We start from the raw sequence: 16,996 nt of genomic DNA on the forward strand, positions 1-16,996 counted from the left end.
CTAGCCTCAATGACGGCGAGGTCAGGTCCTCGATGTCCGCCATCGACCAGCGCGACGACCTGGTCGCGGTGCTGCATGTCCGGTTTGTCCCGTTGACGGGACGCGGGGAACACGCGAGCGATCCACCACACGGTGTGTCCGGGCGCTACCGCTCGCGGTTCCGGCCAGGGGGAAGTGCACGTTGATCTCCAGTCCGCCGCCCGGGTTGGGGCGTGCGGTGAGGGTGGCATCGTGGGCCTCGGCGATCGCGGCGACGATCGACAGTCCCAGTCCCGCGCCGGAGGCGGAGCCGGTCCGGGTCCGCTCCATCCTGCGGAACGGCTCGAACAGCTCATCGACCCGGTCCTCCGGCACGGCGGGACCGCTGTTGCGGACCGTCAGCAGCCCGCATGCGGACACACGCACGTCGACCGTACCGCCGGGCCGGTTGTAGCGGACGGCGTTGTTCACCAGGTTGCCCACGAGCCGGGCGAGCAGCACCGGGTCACCGACGATGTCGAGCGGCTCGGCCTCGACCCTCAGCGTCACGGCTTCCGTCGAGGTCTCCCGAACGATCTGCTGGACCAGGCCGCCCAGCGCCACCGGTTCGACCTGTTCGAGTCCGCGCTCGCCCTGGGCCAGCACGAGCAGGCCCTCGATCAGGGCTTCGCTTCGCGCGGTGACCTCCAGCAACTCGCTGCGGACCCGGGCCAGCCGAGCCGGCGACGGGTCGTCCAGGCCCAGCTGGATCACGGTCCGCTGAATGGCCAGGGGCGTGCGCAGCTCGTGTGAGGCGTTGGCGACGAACTGGCGCTGGGACTCGGCGGCGTGCTGGAGCCGTTCGAGCATGCCGTCGAAGGTGTCGGCCAGGTCGCGCAGTTCGTCGGACGGCCCGGCCAGGGCGATCCGTTCATGCAGATTGGACAGGGAAAGCCTGCGGGCGGTGGCGGTGATGCGATGTAGCGGACGCAGTACGCGGCCGGCCAGCCGCCAGCTCACGGCGACCGACACGAGGATCAACACGGCCACGATGACGCCCGTGATGATCCACTGATCGCGGAGCACGGAGGAGTCGAAGGCGTGGAAGGTCTGCCTGAACACCAGCGGACCCGACCCGGGACCGAGCGACCCGTCCGGCGGGACCCCGGTGGCGATCGCCGGGCTCTTCGGCGTGTGGCGCTTCAGGGTGTGCATCAGCAGGAGGTTGCTCGTGACCAGCAGGCTGACGCCGGTGACCACGAACAGACCGCAGTAGATGATGGTCAACCGTGCTCGTACGGTACGGCGGGTCACAGCCGGTACCCGACGCCGGGCTCGGTGTGTATGCACGGGGGGCCGCCCAGCTTGGCGCGCAGCCGGTTGATGACAACGCGGACCGCCGTGGTGAACGGGTCGGCGTTCTCATCCCATGCCTGCTCCAGCAGCCTCTCCGCGCTGACCGGCGCCCCGTCGGCGCGCAGCAGGATCTCCAGCACGGCGTACTCCTTGAGCGACAACGGGATGAAGCGTCCGTCGCGGCTCACCTGGCGCCGGTAGGTGTCCAATACGATGCCGGCTCGTTCGAGGACCGGTGGTACGGACGCGACGCTGCGCCGGCCAAGAGCCTGTACACGCGCGGCCAGCTCGCCGAAGTCGAACGGCTTGGGCAGATAGTCGTCCGCGCCGATGCCCAGGCCCTCGATCCGTTCCCGCACCGAAGCCGCCGCGGTCAACATGAGGATGCGGACGTCGGCCTTTGCCAGGGCCAGCCGCCGGCATATCTCGTCGCCATGCACACCCGGCAGATCCCGATCCAGTACGAGCACGTCATAGCCGTTGACCGCCAGATGCTCATCGGCCGACTCTCCGTCATAGACGACGTCCACCGCCATGGCGTGTTCGCGCAACCCCTCGGCGATCCAGTCGGCGAGAATTCCCTCGTCCTCGGCCACCAATATCCGCATACGGTCTCTATAACATTCCGGTTGTTGCGTCCGCGTTAACGTCGAGGCTCACGCCCGTGCAACATCGCGAACGCGAACGTCGACGGTCATGAAGAGACGAATCGTCACCGCGGCGATCGCCGCGGCCGCCACGGCTGTCACGGGTGCCGTCCTCCTGGTGAGCGGGAACGCTGCCACCGCGAACGGCGCCACCGGCTCGCCACCCGCGTGTGTGTCGCAGGCCCCCTCGACCACCCCGACATCGCCGCCGCTGAAACCGACCACCATCACGACGCTGCGGCAGGCCTACTTGTGCATTTTCGCGCACTACTACAGCGGCTCGACTCTCGACGATCGCGCGCTGCTGGTCCCCGCCTTTTCCGCGCTCACGCGAGAGCTGCAACGCCGCGGCCTCGATCAGAGTGTCGCGAGCATGCCTGCCCTGTCGGGCGACAGGACGGCCGACTGGGCGGCGTTCGCCGCCGTCTACACAAGGATCGAGAAGCGGCTGCCGGCCGATCCGGCCGTACGCCAGGCGATCGCCGCGGCGACCATGGTCGGCATGGTGGACAGCCTTAACGATGACCACGCGAGATGGCAGTACGGCCCGCTCTCGCAAAAGGGCTCGCTCGGCTTCATCGTCTCCGGCCTGCAAGGAGGCGGGCTCCCCGACCCCGCCGCGGCCTCGCCGATGTTCGTGACACGTGTGAAGTCCGGCTCCCCGGCGGAGACCTCCGGCGTCCGGCCCGGCGACGAGGTCATCTCGGTCAACAAGGTTCCGCCCTACATCAACGGAACGCTGCAACCCGGCGTGCTGGACTGGATCAACAGTCCGAAGAGCCCGGTGACCCTCCGACTTCACCGCCCGGCCACCGGAAGAACCTTCACCGTCACCCTGACGCCGCCGAAATCGACCGGTGCCGGCGCCACCCCGCCGACCTCGAGCGTGAGCGCCACACTGGTGGACGGTGACATAGCCAAAGTGCAAATGCCCGCCTTCGCCTCCGGTGCGGCCGACCAGGTACTCGCCGCCATCGCCGAGTTGCGCACCAAGGCGACCCTGCGCGGAGTCATCCTCGACCTGCGCGGCAACGGCGGCGGTCTGGGCGATGAACTTTCGAAACTGCTGGGTGCCTGGGTACACGGCAAGGCGTACACCTATTTCTGCGACGCCGACTCCCACTGCACACCCCTGTACCCCGACGACACCGCCCTGGTGCACCTCCCGTTGACGGTGCTCACCGACCGCAGTTGCGCCTCGGCATGCGACACGTTCGCCGCCGCCGTCAGAGACCTGCGCCTCGGTACGCTGATCGGCACCCGCACCGCAGGTCTCGTCTCGGGTCCGATGACCCAGTACGAACTCGAGGACAACAGCACGCTGGCACTGCCCAGCGCCCACGCCCTCCAAGCGAACAAAGAGGTCATCGCCACCATCGGCGTCGCGCCTCACTACCAGGAACCGCTGACCGCGGACGCACTCTCCCGAGGCAAGGATCCCGCCGTCGCCAAGGCCGTCGCCCTCCTTCACCGCACCTCGTGACGAGCTGGATATGCGACCGATGAAGCGGGGGCGGTCGCGGTGCCGGTCAGCTGAAGGTGGGCGTCATGGCGTAGATGCGGTTGGGCTTGTTGAAGCCGGCGAACACCCGTGTGCGAGTTCCGGCGTTCGCGACGGCGAGGCCTTCGCTTTCACCCGCTTCGGGCACGTCGATCACTTCCAGGATGGTGCCCTTGCGGCTCAGTACGGTGATCGTGTTGTTCGTGTAGTAGAGGATCTTGTCGCGTGCCATTTCCAGACCCTGCGGAACGCCTTGGCTCTCGAGCGTGAACTGTGATCGCACCGTCCCGTCGAAGCCGGCGAAGGCGAAGACGAACGGGCCGTCGTCGTCCGGGCCCGCGTGCACGAGCAGGCCGTCGCGCCGGTTGTCCACGGCGACCAGGCCGGAGTTGCCGAGTGACGCGAAGTCGATCGTCCGGATGACCTGCGGGTTCGCGGCGGCGATGTCGACGACGTGCACCTTGGTCGGGTTGGTTCCGCCCCCGGTGGCCACGTACAGGTGGCCGTCGCGGTCGCGGAAGCTCAGTTCGGCCGCGTGCCCCACGGCGAGGGGCGCGGTCTCCTTCAGCCTGGTCCCGGAGCCGTCGTAGGCCCGGATCACGCCGTGGCCGTCTCCCACGTCGAATCCGACGTAGTAGCGGCCACGGCGGTAGGCCAGGCCCTGCATGTTGTCGGTGTCGGGCAGTTCGAAGAGCTGGTCGAAGCCGTACGTGCGCGCCGACGCCGGCCCGGCGCCCACGACGAGCCCGGCTCCGGCCAGCCCGGCCGCGCCGGCGAATCCCAGCATCCTGCGGCGGGTGATCGCCCCTTCGTTGTGTCCGGACATGCGCTCTCTGCCTCCAGTGTCGATGCGATCCCGAAGTCGTGTGGTTCACAGGCTTAAGAGTGAGAAGGAGCCAGGACATACCAGCTTTTATGTGTTTTTCTCGGCCAGAATGTTTCATTCGTAACAGAGCTTGAAGTAGCGATGTCGGTCGCGTCAAGACCTGGCCGCAAAGTCGCGAGAACTCCGAGGTCAACGGACCAGTGGGCTGTTCGGTGGGGTCGCACCTCTTCTCGAACGGGGTCACCCCTGGAACGATGGGCACTTGAGGCCGTTGTGATATATAACATTATGAATTATAAGATTGGATGAACTTAACGAGGCAAGATCGTGTTCCAACCACGCCGATCTCGCATGACAGTCATGGCGGGATCTTGTTGGACGCTACCGACCGGCTCCGCCTAGCGTGACTCGCGGATAGGCGAAAGGAGCGGTTACGTGCAGCACCGGCAGCCCAGGAGCCCGAGGTCGTCGTGCCGGTACGCGTCGGCCGCGATCGGCCTTTCCCCCTCCCCCCAGGAACGCGGCCGGCTCGGCGTCCCCTACGCCGAGCCGGCCTGCGTCACTTCCGTGGGTTCCAAGGGGCTCGTCCCCGCTCCGAGGTCCTGCCGCGTCGCGGCCACAGTCTCGGCGGTGAACACCATTTCGGAGAGCAGCCGGACCGGTGGGCCGCTGTCCTCCGTGGTGACGAAGTGCACGACCCACTGCAGGTCCGGTTCGCGGAACGTTCGCCGCACCAGCCCGCCGGCCTCCGGCTTGCCGGCGAGCGGCGCGGGCACGAGCGCCACGCCCAGTCCCTTCTGCACCAGTTCCATCAGGATGTGCATGTCGTTGACGGTGAACGCCACGCGTCGCGCGAGGCGGCGCGCGGTGAAGGCGGAGTCGACGATCCGGCGTGCCGTCCACGTCTCGCCGAAGTCGACGAAGGAGTGCTCCTCCAGGTCGGGCCAGGTCACCTCGTCCCGGGAGGCCAAGGGGTGATCGGGTCTCATCACCAGCTCGAAGTGCTCGCGGGCCACCTCGAACGAGTCCAGCTTCCGGCCGGGGAGCGGGGCGACGAACGCGCCGGGCTGAGCGAGGAACGCGGCGTTCAGCTCGCCTCGGAGCAACTGGTCGAAGACGGCCTGCGTGCCGAGCTGCTCGAACCGGATCGAGACGGCGGGGAACCGCGTGTGGAACGACGCGATCAGGTCGGCCAGGTCGACCAGGTCGCCGAGACACTGCTCGCAGCCGAGGCTGAGGACCCCGTGCGTCGAGCCGTCCGCCAGCTCCCGGAGTGCGGCGCGGGCGTCGTGCAGCATGCGGCGGGCGCGCGGCAGGAAGGCATGGCCGGCCGGGGTGAGCGCGACGGCGCGCGGCGTGCGGTCGAAGAGCTGGGCGTTCAGCTCCCGCTCAAGGCCGCGGATCGAGGAGGACAGCCCCGACTGGGTGACGTACATCAGCTCGGCGGCCCGCGTGAAGTTGAGCTCTTCGGCCACCGCAACAAAGAACTCGATCTGCCGAAGATCCATGATTTACCCCCTTTTCAGCACTATAGCGAGGCAAGTGTCGAGGCCAGTGGAATGCGTGCGGCCCACGGTGACTGCGGTTGTAAGGGAGGTGACATGCACGCCGAGCGAGGGGAGAGCTCGATCGACCTGGTCCGAGCGGCGCGGCAAGGCGATCTGGGAAGCCTCGGAATTCTGCTCAAGATTCATTATGGCGGCATGTACGCCGTGGCATACGGCATCTTGGGAAACAGCGCGGACGCCGAGGACGTCTGCCAGGACGCCGCCATCACGGCGATGTCCCGGCTGGGAGATCTGAGGGATCCCACGGCGGTGAGCGCCTGGCTCAAGGCGATCGTGCGCAACAACTGCCGCATGCGGCTCCGGACCCGGCCGCCGCTCCCCGTCGGTCTCCCGGACGGCTCGGCCGGGACGTCCTTCATCGATGACCCGGCCCTGATCGTCGAGCGCCACGCGACACGTGACTGGATCTGGGACGGCTTGATGAGGCTGACCCCGACCGTACGCGAGGCGGCGATTCTGCGGTACTTCACGCAGATCACGTCGTACCAGGAGATCGCGCAGGTGTGCGGAGTCCCGGTGGGGACGGTGCGAAGCCGGCTCAGCGAGGCCCGTAGACGGCTGGCCGGCGCGCTGCCCGGCACGGTCGCGGAGCGGCACGACGACATCACGGCGCTGACGGCCGAACGCCGGGAAGAGGCGATCGCGGTGCTGTCCTCGGTCCCGTCCGCCACGCCGGAGGCGTCCCTGAGCGGGCGGTGGTCACCCGAGGTCGAGATCACCTGGCCGACCGGCGACCGGCTGATCGGCTTCTCCTCGCTCTTCGCGGTGTTCGCCTCCGACTACGCCGACGGCGTCCGGTACCGGCTGACCAATGTCGTGGCGGGGCCCGGCCTCACCATCTGGGAGAACCAGTTCGTCAACCCGCCGGAGGACCCGGACCACTGCCCTCCGGCGATCACCTGGTTGCTCAAGGAGGCGGAGGGCCGGATTCAGTCGGTACGCCTCTTCTACGCGCCCCGCCCGGCACCCGCGTGTGACCCAGAGCACCCGAGATGACCGGGCACGGGATCGAACCACCCACGTCCGGCCCGCATCATGCTGGCATGACAGAACACTCGATTCATGACCTCGAACCCCAGCTGGCCGCGAACCGGCGCTTTTGGACCGGCTGGGCCGAGGCCGCCCCTGACGTCGATCTGCCGATCTACCGGTCGAACATCCCGCACGCGCTCTTCAACGGGGTGATGCGGGCACGGGACGTGCCGCTGGGCGAGGCGATCGCCGAGGCCAAGCGGCGCCTGGCCGGGTCGTCGTGGTCCTGGTGGGTCGGAGACGACAGCGACGATGGCGTGGCCGAGCACCTTCTCGCCCACGGGGCCAGGGAGACCACCCTCATGCCCATCATGGCGGTGGATCTCACCGACGTCGTGGAGGCGCCGGCCCCCGAGGGACTGGCGATCCGGCACGTCACCGACCGGCCGGGCCTACGGGAACTCGTGTGCGCCTACGCCGGCCCGCTCGGCTTCCCGGAGAGCGGGATCGACCGGCTCGTCGAGTCGAAGGTGGACTACCTGGCGCGAGATCCGCAGCTGATCCATCTCGCGGGCGTCGTCGACGGGAAGACCGTCGGCACGTCGGTGGTGTCGCTGGGCGCCGACGTCGCGGCGCTCTACTGCATCGCCACCGACGAGGCGTACCGGCGTCGTGGTGTCGCGACGGCCCTCACGCTGGAGTCGTTGCGGGTCGCCCGGGAGGCGGGCCACGATGTCGCCACACTTCAGGCGAGTTCGATGGGGCGGCCGGTCTACGAACGCATCGGGTTCACGACCGTCTCGCACTACCGCCTGTTCGGGTTCGATCCGGCGGACGAGACGGGGGACTGACCGCAGGCGGCGTACGGACGGAGAACCGGCGGCCAGGCGGTCACCGGAGGGCCGGTCGGCGTGTTCGGAGACAAGGGACGGTTCAGAGGCGGAACGCCGATGGAAGAAGTGCGTATTCAGATTCTCGGTCCCCTGCGGATCTGGCGGGGCGACGTCGAGCTGGCCGCCGGACCCTGGCAGCAGCGTTGCCTGCTGGCCCTCTTGGCCGTTCGCGCCGGAAGTCCGACCAGCGTGGCCGAGCTGATCGACCTGCTGTGGGCCGACGACCCTCCGGCCAGCGCGGTCAACGTGATCCACAAGTACGTGGGCGCGCTGCGCCGCCTGCTGGAGCCGGAACTGACGGCACGCGCCCAGGGCTCATGGCTGCTCCGGCACGGGAACGGCTACCGCTTCGTCGCCGACGCGGATCACCTGGACCTGGCCGCCTTCCGGCGACAGGTCGACATGGCGAGTGCGGATCTGCGCCAGGACCGTCCGGACGACGCGCTCGACCGCTATCTCCAGGGTCTTCGTCTGTGGCACGGATCGCCGGGCGACGGCCTGGCCGAGAGCGCGGCGGCGACGGCGGTCCTGTCGGCTCTCGAAAGCGAGTTCTTCGAGGCCGCCATGGAGGCCGCCGAGCTCGCCATGCGCCAGGGCCGGCCGGCCCTGGCGCTGCCGATACTGCGGCGGGCGGCCGGCATGGGGCCGCTGAACGAACCGGTCCACGCGCTCTTGGTGCGAACCCTGGCCGCGGCGGGCCGGCAGGCCGAAGCGCTGTCCGTCTTCGGGGCCGTGCGCGACCGCCTCACCGGAGAACTGGGCATCGACCCGGGACCGGGCCTGAGAGAGGCGCACCGCCAGGTGCTGGAGCAGAATGTCGCGGCACCGGATCGACACGACGGAGCCGAGGCGTCGCGAACCGGTCGCGGTGTGGCCCCCGGGCAGATCGGCTCGGCCTGCCTGGCTCCGCTCGTCAGGCCCGCGCAGCTTCCCCCGGATCTGCCGAACTTCGTGGGGCGCGCCGCCGAACTGTCGACCCTGACACGCCTTTTCGAGAACCGGCGCGAAGGCGAGCGCACGGGCCCGCTGATCGTGGCGATGGACGGTATGGGCGGGGTCGGCAAGTCGACGCTCGCCCTCCGTTTCGCCGGCCGGATCGCCGAGCGGCTGGCGGACGGCCAGCTCTACCTCTACCTGCGGGGAAACGAGACCGAGGCGCTGCCGGTCGGCGACGCGTTGAGGTCTCTCCTGCACGCCCTCGGCGTGCCCGCGCAGTGGATCCCGGACACCTTCGACTCGCTGGTGGGCATGTACCGGAGCCTGACCGCGCGCAGGAACCTTCTGGTGCTGCTCGACAGCGCTCGCGACGTCTCGCAGGTCCGGCCGCTGCTTCCCAACTCCGCCGAGAGCGTCGTCCTGGTGACCAGCCGGACACCGCTGGTCGGGCTGGCGGCGTTCGACGGCGCCCATCTGCTGCACGTCGACGTGCCCGACATGCCGGAGGCGCACGCGCTGCTGGAGCGGCGCCTGCCGCCGCTTCCGCCCGGGGCGGATGACGAGGTCATCGACGAGATCGTCACGTCGTGCGGCCGGCTGCCGCTGGCCCTCGCGATCGTGGCGGCGCGGATCAGCGCACGTCCGCAGCTCTCGCCGGCCTCGGTGGCCGCCGAGTTGAGAGACGACGAGGGCCTGCTGGGCGCCTTCCCCAGCGGAACCGGCGTCAGTGATCCGCGTGCCGCCTTCGCCTGGTCCTACCGGCAGTTGAGCCGCGGCGCCGCGCGGCTCTTCCGGCTCTCGTCGTTGACCCTCTGCCCGGAGGTCTCCTCGGCCGCGTACGCCAGTCTGGCCGGGCTGGACGCGCGGGAGGCCCGCGAGCTCCTGCGGGAGCTGTCGCAGGTGGCGCTGTTCCAGGAGCACGGCGCCGGCCGGTTCTCCTCCCACCTCCTGGTGAAGGCGTACGCGAGGGAACTCTGCGCCACGACCGACACCGAGCGCGAACGGGAGGAGGCCACCAGCCGGCTGTTGCGGCACTACCCGCACAGCAGTTTCAACGAGCAGGTCGCCCTGCGACCGCATCGGACGCCGGTTCCGCCGCCGGCGGTGGCCGGCGTACCGGGTTCTTCCACTCGAGCAGGGATATGTCCATACGAACCTCGGCGACGTCCTCAGCAAACTCGACCGGAGCTCGGGGAAGGCCCCGTGCAGTGATCGTCCAGTCGATTTCCACTACGCCCGGCTAGCGTTCCCGTCCCGGATACGGAGGGCGGGAAATGTACGGACACGCCTACAGGGGCCAGTGCGAGGCCGAGGAGCGCCGCCACCGGCCGGGGCACCAGCGGCCGAACCGCAGACTGACGTTGTTCGCGCTGGCTCTGGGCACGTTCGCGATCGGGTCGGGGGAGTTCGGCAGCAACGGCGTCATCCAGCTGTTCGCCTCCGAGTTCCACGCCTCGGTGCCGCTGGCGACGTGGGCGATCACGGCGTACGCGATCGGAGTGATGGTCGGCTCGCCGGTGATCACCCTGGTCTTCGCGCGGCCGAACCGCCGGACCCTGCTGCTCGGCCTGGTCGGTCTCTTCCTGGCGGGCAACGGGCTGTCCGCGATCGCGCCGGACATCTGGGTTCTGATCGCCGGGCGGTTCGTCACCGGCACGGTGCAGGGCGCCTACTTCGGCGCCGGTGCGGTCGTCGCCGCGTACGTCTACGGCCCCGGGAAAGGCGGTAAGGCCTTCGCGACGGTGATGACCGGGCTGACGGTCGCGACCGTCGTCGGTTCCCCGGTCGGTACGTTCATCGGCCAGAGCGCGGGCTGGCGCGCGCTGTACGTGACCGTCGCGGGAGTCGGGGCGCTGGCCGGGGCGGCCCTGCTGGCGTGGCTGCCGCGTACCGCGGACCTGGACGGGGCGCCCGTCGGCCGGGAGCTGAGCGCGCTGCGGCGGCCGATGGTGTGGGTGACGATGGCGGTCGCCGCGCTGGGCATCTCCAGCATCTTCGCGGTCTACACCTTCATCGGCCTGTTCGTGACCGACGCCGCCCTGGCGGACGCGGCGATGATCCCGATCGCACTGGCGATCTTCGGGGTGGGCATGGCGGCCGGGAACGCGCTCGGCGGGCGCGCGGCCGACGCCCACCCGCTCCGCGTGCTGGCCGGCGGTTATGCCGGTGTCCTGGTGGTCCTGATCCTGCTCGGGCTGTTCGGGGAGAACCTGGACGTGCTCTTCCTGTCGCTGTTCGGCGTCGGGAGCACGATGATGTTCGCGATCCCCGCGATCCAGGTGCTGTTGACCAGGTTCGCCCCCGAGGCTCCCACTCTCGTCGGCGCGCTCAACCTGGCCGCCCTCAACCTGGCCAACGCCCTGGGCGCCCTCGGCGGAGCGGTCACCCTGGGCGCCGGCCTGGGGACCCTGTCGACCGTCTGCGCGGGCCTCGTGCTCACCTCCGCGGGCCTCATCCTCTTTCTCGCCACGGTGCCGCGCGCCCTGCGGGCCCGGCGACGTACGGCCGCGGTCCCGGCGGCGAAGAGCATCCAGCCGGAGGGGAACACCTGACCGGCACGCATGTTCAAGACTCCGGTACCGATCTTTTCTGCCGCGTCGCATTAACCTCGCGGAAACGGCCCGGCCTTTATTGGTAGCGGGCTGTTCAATCGCCCTTAACGCGTCATTGCCGAGACAAGAGCACATTTCCTCGTAGCGTCAACGACCAGTCTCGGGCGTGAGGATACGAGTGACCGAACGGAACCGGCCATGGCGTACGCCCAGCCGGAGCGGCGGCGCCTTCTGCGTGCAGGCACGGGCGATGTCGCTGGACTCCGGATCCGGGATCTCCGAGCCGCCGCCCGAGGATGACGACTTTTTCCGGGACTTCGCCTGGCTTGCCGGGGCGATCGACGACGGACGGCCGCCGTCTCGGGAGCCCGAGCCCCCGCGTGCGCCTGAGCCGAAGGCGCCGCCCTGGTTCGTCGAGGACGACGCGCTGGGCGACACGGCCGTCGAGCGGGTCGACCTGCCGAGCGATGCGGCGGCCACCGCCGAGCGTGTCGTCCAGGGGCTTCCCCCGCAGGTCACGTCGCGGGTCCGTGCGGCCATCAGACAGCGGTTGACCGCCGCCCTCACGCCGTCCGGCGCCGAGAGGCTCGCCGAGGATCCGAACGCCGACAACGACCGGTGGACCGCCCTGTTGCAGTCCGGGCAGGCGTTCGCGGTCGACGGGCATCTGGTCTGGCTCCACCCGGTGCTGCGGGACTTCCGCCACCGGCCGCCGGGGACGGAGGAGCGGCCGCGGGAGTATCCGGTGACCTACGGCGGCGTGTCGGCGAGCCGCTCCTCGGAGACGGAGACGACCCGTGGCTACGAGACCGCGGCCAACACCATCTTCGGGCTCGCCTCTTCCGCGATCTCATCCGTCTTCATGGGGCTGCCACGGCTGCGGTTCTCGACCGCATCGCGCCGGCGCCGCGAGACGAGGTTCGAGTCGATCGCGGGCCGCAAATCCGTCGTCGACGAGCTGGACTCCTTCACCGCGAGCGTGGACTTCCGCGTCTTCGTCGACGGCCGGCGCTCCCATCACGACGTGGTCCTGCCCGACCTGGTACGCGTGCCCTTTCCCCGGTCGTTCCTGCGCCGGGGCGACGTCCCGCCGCCGGCCCGGCGGCCGGAGCACGTGGTCCCCGCGTCGCGGGCGCACCGGGCGGCGCGATTCCACCTGGTCGTCAACGCCGTCGGCGCCGAGCAGGTGGGAGCCGAGCTGCAGCGGCGGCTGCTCGCGGCCAGGCTGCCGGCGAAGGCCGTCGCGGAGATCGTGACCGACCTGCTGCCGACCATGTTCGACGAGCAGTCGCTGAAGAACGGTTCACGGGCGTGGACGACCAGCGGCCGTACGTCGGACCCGGTGCACGTGCGGACCGGCCTCGGCCGGTCGTTCCGGGGGCACGCGCGGGTGGTCTGGCGGCTGCGGCGACTGGAGTACGAGGACACCTCGCCCGCCACGATCCGTGACGATCTCGGGTTGCTCGGCACCCGGCGGAGCGGGCGTTCCTCCGCCGCCTTCTTCGAGTACACCCATGGCGCCCAGGCGGGAGGCATCGAGGCCGGCGACCTGTTCGGCAAGGGGTATCTCCACGCCGGGATGTCGGTGAAGTGGTCCCGGTCGCACTCGGCCGGGGTCGACACGCAGTGGCTGCCCAAGGCCACGCTCATGCGCAAGACGCCACTGACCCGATACCGGGCGGTCGCGGACCTGTCGATCCAGGTGGATTCCCCCACCCATCGCGTGGAGCCGTTCGACGTACCGGTGACGACCGAGGTCGCGGTGCCGCTGGACGAGGCGCGCGATTTCGAGAGGGCGCTCTTCGGCGAGGTCCGCTCCGGGCGACTGCGCGCGGACGCGACCGGCACCGCGGACGCGACCCCCGCCATGCGCCGTATGGTCGAGCACGCCGCGAAGAGTCGTACCTTCGGGTTCCAGCCGACACCGCTGCCCGGCGGGAGCCGGGTGCGTACGCCGAAGGACCTGCGGGACCTCGCGCTGTCGTCGGGCGAACCCGTGATGATCCGCCGGAGCGCGTGGACCGGCGAGGGGCCGCCGGCGTGGCGGGCGGCACTCGGCCTGGCGGCGCGAGGGCTGGCCAGGCTGTACTCCGCCGACTACACGGAACTGGACGCCACAGGGTCCGCCGCCGCGCCCTCGTCCGCCGCGCCCGAGCCGCGGTACCAGTTCGTCGTCGAGGCCGACGGCGGACTGGTCGGTCCCTTCCCCGCCGACCGTGTCCTGCACAGTCCCGACCCACGGGAGCCGCCCGCGCTCGCCGCCGGTCTGGGCGCCGGCCTCGGGCACGTGACCCGGCTGCCGGGCTCCGAACGCGTGCTGGAGGAGATCCGAGGGTTCCTGCTCGACCGGCTGGGGGAGAAGGCGACGAAGGCGCAGGAATGGGCACAGGTCGCGCGGGAGCTCGACGTGACCTTCGGGACCCCGGCGCTTGAGGCGGACTTCACCGCCGTCCTGACCGGGATCGAGTACAACACCATGCTGGGCGGGCACACCGTCGACGTCTCGGTGACCGGTGAGCTCGGCCGCGGGCGCGGGGCCGACGAACACGAGCTCACGGTCAACGCCCGCCACGCCGCGGGCGAGGGAGCCTCCGCGGACCGCGGCGACGCGTGGGAGACCTCGCTGACGATCGACGGCCGCGCCCGCCTCGGCGATCTGGGCCGGACGAACCTGGAGATCGGGAAGGTCTCCGCCGGTGGACGATACGGACGGTCCAAGAAGCTGGCCTGGAGCGGCGGAGGCAAGGGCTACCGCCGGACCGAGACCGACGGCCCCGCCACCGAGATCATCCGGGAGATGCGCTACCGGGTCGCGGTGAGAGTCGGGAAGAAGGGGAGCCACGACGGCGCCCGGCTCCAGCGTGACATCGCCGACGAGGAGACCACCGCGCACGTCGCCGTACCCGACCAGCACCGGCACCGGATTCCGCACCGGCTGACCGACCTGATGAGGCTGGGCCGGCTGGTCCGGCTCTCGACGCCCCCCTCCAAGGACCGGGTGACCGATCTGTCGAAGGGCGCGCCGGGCCTGTATCCCGCGATCGTCGCGTTGCCGGAGCTCGCGCTGCGTGCGGGCACGGAGGTGGCGCGGCTCGCCGGCGAACCGCCGCCGCGCGAGCGGTGGGACGTGCCCGCCGAGATCCGGCAGGTGACCAGGTCGTCCTTCCTCGAGGCCAACATCGGGGAGCTCACCGGCGAGAACGGAATGGTCGTCGACCTGTTCGACCGGGAGGGCTGGTCGTACTCGCTCCGGCTCAGGGCGCGAGCGGTCGACACCCGGTACGTGTGGTCCGATGAGATCGAGCTGGAGCACTACGCGAGTGGCAACGCCAAGCTCGGGACGTCCGTGGGCCGCGACCGGTCGCTGGCCGCGAGCGGAATCGTGGGGCTGCGCGTCCGCGTCAAGAACAACAAGACCGAGCGCGGGGAGCCCGGGGAGGAGATCGCCGGAGAGACGCGCCGCGGCACCGACCAGGTCAAGTTCCAGGTCGTCGGGGAACGGTCGGTCAGATGGAGCGACACCGACACCGGTGAGAGCGGCGGCGTCGACGTCGGCCGGGTCACGTACAGCGGGCAGACGCACGCGTACCGGTCCGGTCTGGTGTTCGAGATGACGGCCGTCCGGTCGAAGAAGGATCGGGACCAGCCGGGCCGGACGACGCTCTTCGAGGCACGCGACGCGATGGACTTCTTGATGCCGGACCGGCCGGCCGCCGATCTCCGGCTGCCCCGTCCGTCGGAGGACGAGCCGACGGTGGTGCGGCGGACGTATGTCGACCCGAACCTCGCCATCGGTTCGTCCTATCCCGAACTGCTCGACGCCTCCTCCGTGCTACCCCGTCTGACCGGGCTGCTGCTGCGGCGGGGAATGCCGACGGACGGGACGGGGCCGCTCATGCAGGTGCTGCGGGCGCGGTACTCCGAGGACGCGCTGCGCAGACAACATCTCACGCTGCTCGGCACCGGTGTCCTGGCGTGGATCCCGATCGAAGCCGCCCTCGGCGTCACGCGTTACCTCGGCGTCCGGGTCCGCGGCGAACTCCTGCCCACCACCGACGTACGGCACCGGCCCGACGCGAAGCTGATGCTGCGCAGCCAGGGCATCGACATCACCGAGCACGGACGGCGCCGTTCGGTCGCCACCGCGGTGAAGGCCGTCGTCTACGGCGCCGGTTACCGGCCGCATCGGTTCGGCGGCGGCAGCGCCGAGGTCGGCCGCAGCCGGGGCAGCGCCGTCGAGAACGCGAAGAAGGTGAACGTCAAGGACATCTCACGCGTCACCGCGCGGGACCGGTCCTATGAGTTCAACCACGGTGTGCGGTACACGATCGAGCTGGTCGGTACCACCGAGCCGCCCCCGGGCGTACGTCAGCTCGTCTCGGCGACACGGCGCGGGCTGCTGGGTCTGGCGAACCTCGCGGGCAGCGACGCGGCGGAGCGATTCTGGTACGACCACCGGGCCATCTGGACCGAACCGCCCGCCGAGGCCGGGGGCGCGGTACGGCTCCTGGTGCCGGAGCACGTGACCGAGGCGTCGGAGGCTCCCGCGACCGGCCGCCGGCCGGTCGCGGCCGACGGCGTCCGCTGGGCCGAGGTCCGGCCGGGACCGGTGGAGGCCGACCTGGCGCGGCTGGTCGGACAGGTCGACTTCGCCGCCGCCCCGCTGGTCGGTGAGTGGGCGCCGTACGTGACGATCCCCCTCTCTCGCCGGCCGGACGATCCGGCCCGTGCCACCCGTCCGCCCGGGTTCGAGCTGAGCACCGGCCGGGGGATCCGGCTTTTCGGCAGTTCGGGCTCGGAGAGCCTGCGGGCCCAGGTCAGGCGGCTGCTCGCCCACACTTTCCGGATACCGCTCGCCAAGGGCGACATCACCGTGGGCGTCGCGCTGCACCGGGCGGTGAAGCTGACCGAGGCCGAGCTGAAGGGCCGCACCTACGTGCAGAGAAGGACCGGCGGCGAACACAGGGAGGAAGGCTCCCGGGGATGGGACGTCCAGCTCGACGGGCTCGGCGGCAAGGTGAACGCCGATGTGGCCGACGAGGCCGAGGCGATGCCGTACGAGCGGTCCACTGAGACCGCCGAGGGCGCGGGCGCCGAGACGAACAACATCCTCGAACGCAACAGCGAGAGCACGCGCGCCCACGACTACTACGCGTTCGACCTCACCCTCGCCCTCCACGGCCCGTCCGGCAGCCATCTCGCCCTGGACGTTCCCCGGGGCTTCATCGGCCGCCTGGCCCAGAACGACGTCCGTCGGCTGAGGGAGAAGGACCACTTCGCCGGTTTCTTCCAGGAAGAGGACCGCACCGGCACCGCGAGCGTCGTGATCGACGCCGCGGGCCTGCGGTGGACGAGCTCCTCCTCAAGCGTCGGTGAGTTCTGCGTCGAGGTCACCGTCCTCCAGCCGTGAGCCGGCGCCGGACCACGGCGGCCTCGACGCAGTCCCCTCTGCTGTGCGGGGACCTCACCCATGTGAGGCCGATGGCATCGGTCTCGGTGTTGTTCGGCGGTGGCTCCCGCGGGGTCTCCAAGAACAGGGGAGGGCGAGCCGGGCGGGCGCGCTCGCGGGCCGCGGGGCTCCGCGGCGTGGCCCTCGCCGATCCCGATCCCGACCCGCGCAGCGAGGCGACGACGGCGGCGTACAGGCCGGGGAAGGACAACGCGTCGTTCCCCAGGCCCGCCAGCTCGACGGTCGGGTCCAGCACGACGCGGTCGGGGCCCAGCGCCACGTACGCTCCCGCCCGCGCCTCTTCGTGCGGCACCACCGTCCGGCCGGACGGGTACTCC

The 16,996-nt window shown here is 70.3% G+C and carries 11 protein-coding genes; 6 read left to right on the top strand and 5 right to left on the bottom strand.

Annotated features, from left to right (window positions below):
- Positions 1 to 21: 21 nt before the first annotated feature.
- Both ACFFNX_RS03630 and ACFFNX_RS03635 read right to left on the bottom strand, forming a co-directional pair.
- Positions 22 to 1,245: a sensor histidine kinase gene (locus tag ACFFNX_RS03630; RefSeq protein WP_378195033.1), complete on the bottom strand. Its 1,224-nt coding sequence runs from the start codon at positions 1,243 to 1,245 to the stop codon at positions 22 to 24.
- A 23-nt stretch (positions 1,246 to 1,268) separates the two neighbouring features.
- A complete protein-coding gene (locus ACFFNX_RS03635; protein WP_378195037.1) occupies positions 1,269 to 1,922 on the bottom strand; it encodes a response regulator transcription factor in 654 nt (217 codons plus the stop codon).
- 211 nt (positions 1,923 to 2,133) lie between these two features.
- Between ACFFNX_RS03635 and ACFFNX_RS03640 the strand changes: the two genes are divergently transcribed.
- Positions 2,134 to 3,444: a S41 family peptidase gene (locus ACFFNX_RS03640; protein WP_378195040.1), complete on the top strand. Its 1,311-nt coding sequence runs from the start codon at positions 2,134 to 2,136 to the stop codon at positions 3,442 to 3,444.
- A gap of 46 nt (positions 3,445 to 3,490) precedes the next feature.
- On the opposite strand, the gene ACFFNX_RS03645 is transcribed toward ACFFNX_RS03640, so the two are convergent.
- A complete protein-coding gene (locus ACFFNX_RS03645; protein ID WP_378195043.1) occupies positions 3,491 to 4,288 on the bottom strand; it encodes a hypothetical protein in 798 nt (265 codons plus the stop codon).
- Positions 4,289 to 4,827: 539 nt separating this feature from the next.
- A complete protein-coding gene (locus ACFFNX_RS03650; RefSeq protein ID WP_378195046.1) occupies positions 4,828 to 5,796 on the bottom strand; it encodes a LysR family transcriptional regulator in 969 nt (322 codons plus the stop codon).
- Positions 5,797 to 5,889: 93 nt separating this feature from the next.
- Here ACFFNX_RS03650 and ACFFNX_RS03655 point away from each other — a divergent pair, with 93 nt between their 5' ends.
- The 5 genes from ACFFNX_RS03655 to ACFFNX_RS03675 all read left to right on the top strand — a co-directional run bounded on the left by ACFFNX_RS03655 (position 5,890) and on the right by ACFFNX_RS03675 (position 16,619).
- Positions 5,890 to 6,852, top strand: a complete 963-nt coding sequence (locus ACFFNX_RS03655; RefSeq protein WP_378195049.1) for an RNA polymerase sigma factor — start codon at positions 5,890 to 5,892, stop codon at positions 6,850 to 6,852.
- A 47-nt stretch (positions 6,853 to 6,899) separates the two neighbouring features.
- A complete protein-coding gene (locus ACFFNX_RS03660) occupies positions 6,900 to 7,679 on the top strand; it encodes a GNAT family N-acetyltransferase (RefSeq protein WP_378195052.1) in 780 nt (259 codons plus the stop codon).
- 99 nt (positions 7,680 to 7,778) lie between these two features.
- Positions 7,779 to 9,869: an AfsR/SARP family transcriptional regulator gene (locus ACFFNX_RS03665; protein WP_378195055.1), complete on the top strand. Its 2,091-nt coding sequence runs from the start codon at positions 7,779 to 7,781 to the stop codon at positions 9,867 to 9,869.
- A 62-nt stretch (positions 9,870 to 9,931) separates the two neighbouring features.
- Positions 9,932 to 11,209, top strand: a complete 1,278-nt coding sequence (locus ACFFNX_RS03670) for an MFS transporter (protein ID WP_378195058.1) — start codon at positions 9,932 to 9,934, stop codon at positions 11,207 to 11,209.
- A 178-nt stretch (positions 11,210 to 11,387) separates the two neighbouring features.
- Complete coding sequence (locus ACFFNX_RS03675) at positions 11,388 to 16,619, top strand: hypothetical protein (protein ID WP_378195061.1); 5,232 nt, start codon at positions 11,388 to 11,390, stop codon at positions 16,617 to 16,619.
- On the opposite strand, the gene ACFFNX_RS03680 is transcribed toward ACFFNX_RS03675, so the two are convergent.
- A partial coding sequence (locus ACFFNX_RS03680; RefSeq protein ID WP_378195064.1) for a hypothetical protein occupies positions 16,600 to 16,996 on the bottom strand: 397 nt, incomplete at its 5' end. The two genes, ACFFNX_RS03675 and ACFFNX_RS03680, sit on opposite strands and share 20 nt — an antisense overlap.

This window comes from Actinoallomurus acaciae (assembly GCF_042429965.1).
Taxonomy (GTDB): Bacteria; Actinomycetota; Actinomycetes; order Streptosporangiales; family Streptosporangiaceae; genus Actinoallomurus; species Actinoallomurus acaciae.

Excerpts from the sequence above, each read along its gene's own strand:
- ACFFNX_RS03645 (WP_378195043.1), bottom strand. The coding sequence starts at position 4,288 with ATGTCCGGACACAACGAAGGGGCGATCACCCGCCGCAGGATGCTGGGA.
- ACFFNX_RS03650 (WP_378195046.1), bottom strand. The coding sequence starts at position 5,796 with ATGGATCTTCGGCAGATCGAGTTCTTTGTTGCGGTGGCCGAAGAGCTC.
- ACFFNX_RS03655 (WP_378195049.1), top strand. The coding sequence starts at position 5,890 with ATGCACGCCGAGCGAGGGGAGAGCTCGATCGACCTGGTCCGAGCGGCG.
- ACFFNX_RS03635 (WP_378195037.1), bottom strand. The coding sequence starts at position 1,922 with ATGCGGATATTGGTGGCCGAGGACGAGGGAATTCTCGCCGACTGGATC.
- ACFFNX_RS03660 (WP_378195052.1), top strand. The coding sequence starts at position 6,900 with ATGACAGAACACTCGATTCATGACCTCGAACCCCAGCTGGCCGCGAAC.
- ACFFNX_RS03665 (WP_378195055.1), top strand. The coding sequence starts at position 7,779 with ATGGAAGAAGTGCGTATTCAGATTCTCGGTCCCCTGCGGATCTGGCGG.
- ACFFNX_RS03670 (WP_378195058.1), top strand. The coding sequence starts at position 9,932 with ATGTACGGACACGCCTACAGGGGCCAGTGCGAGGCCGAGGAGCGCCGC.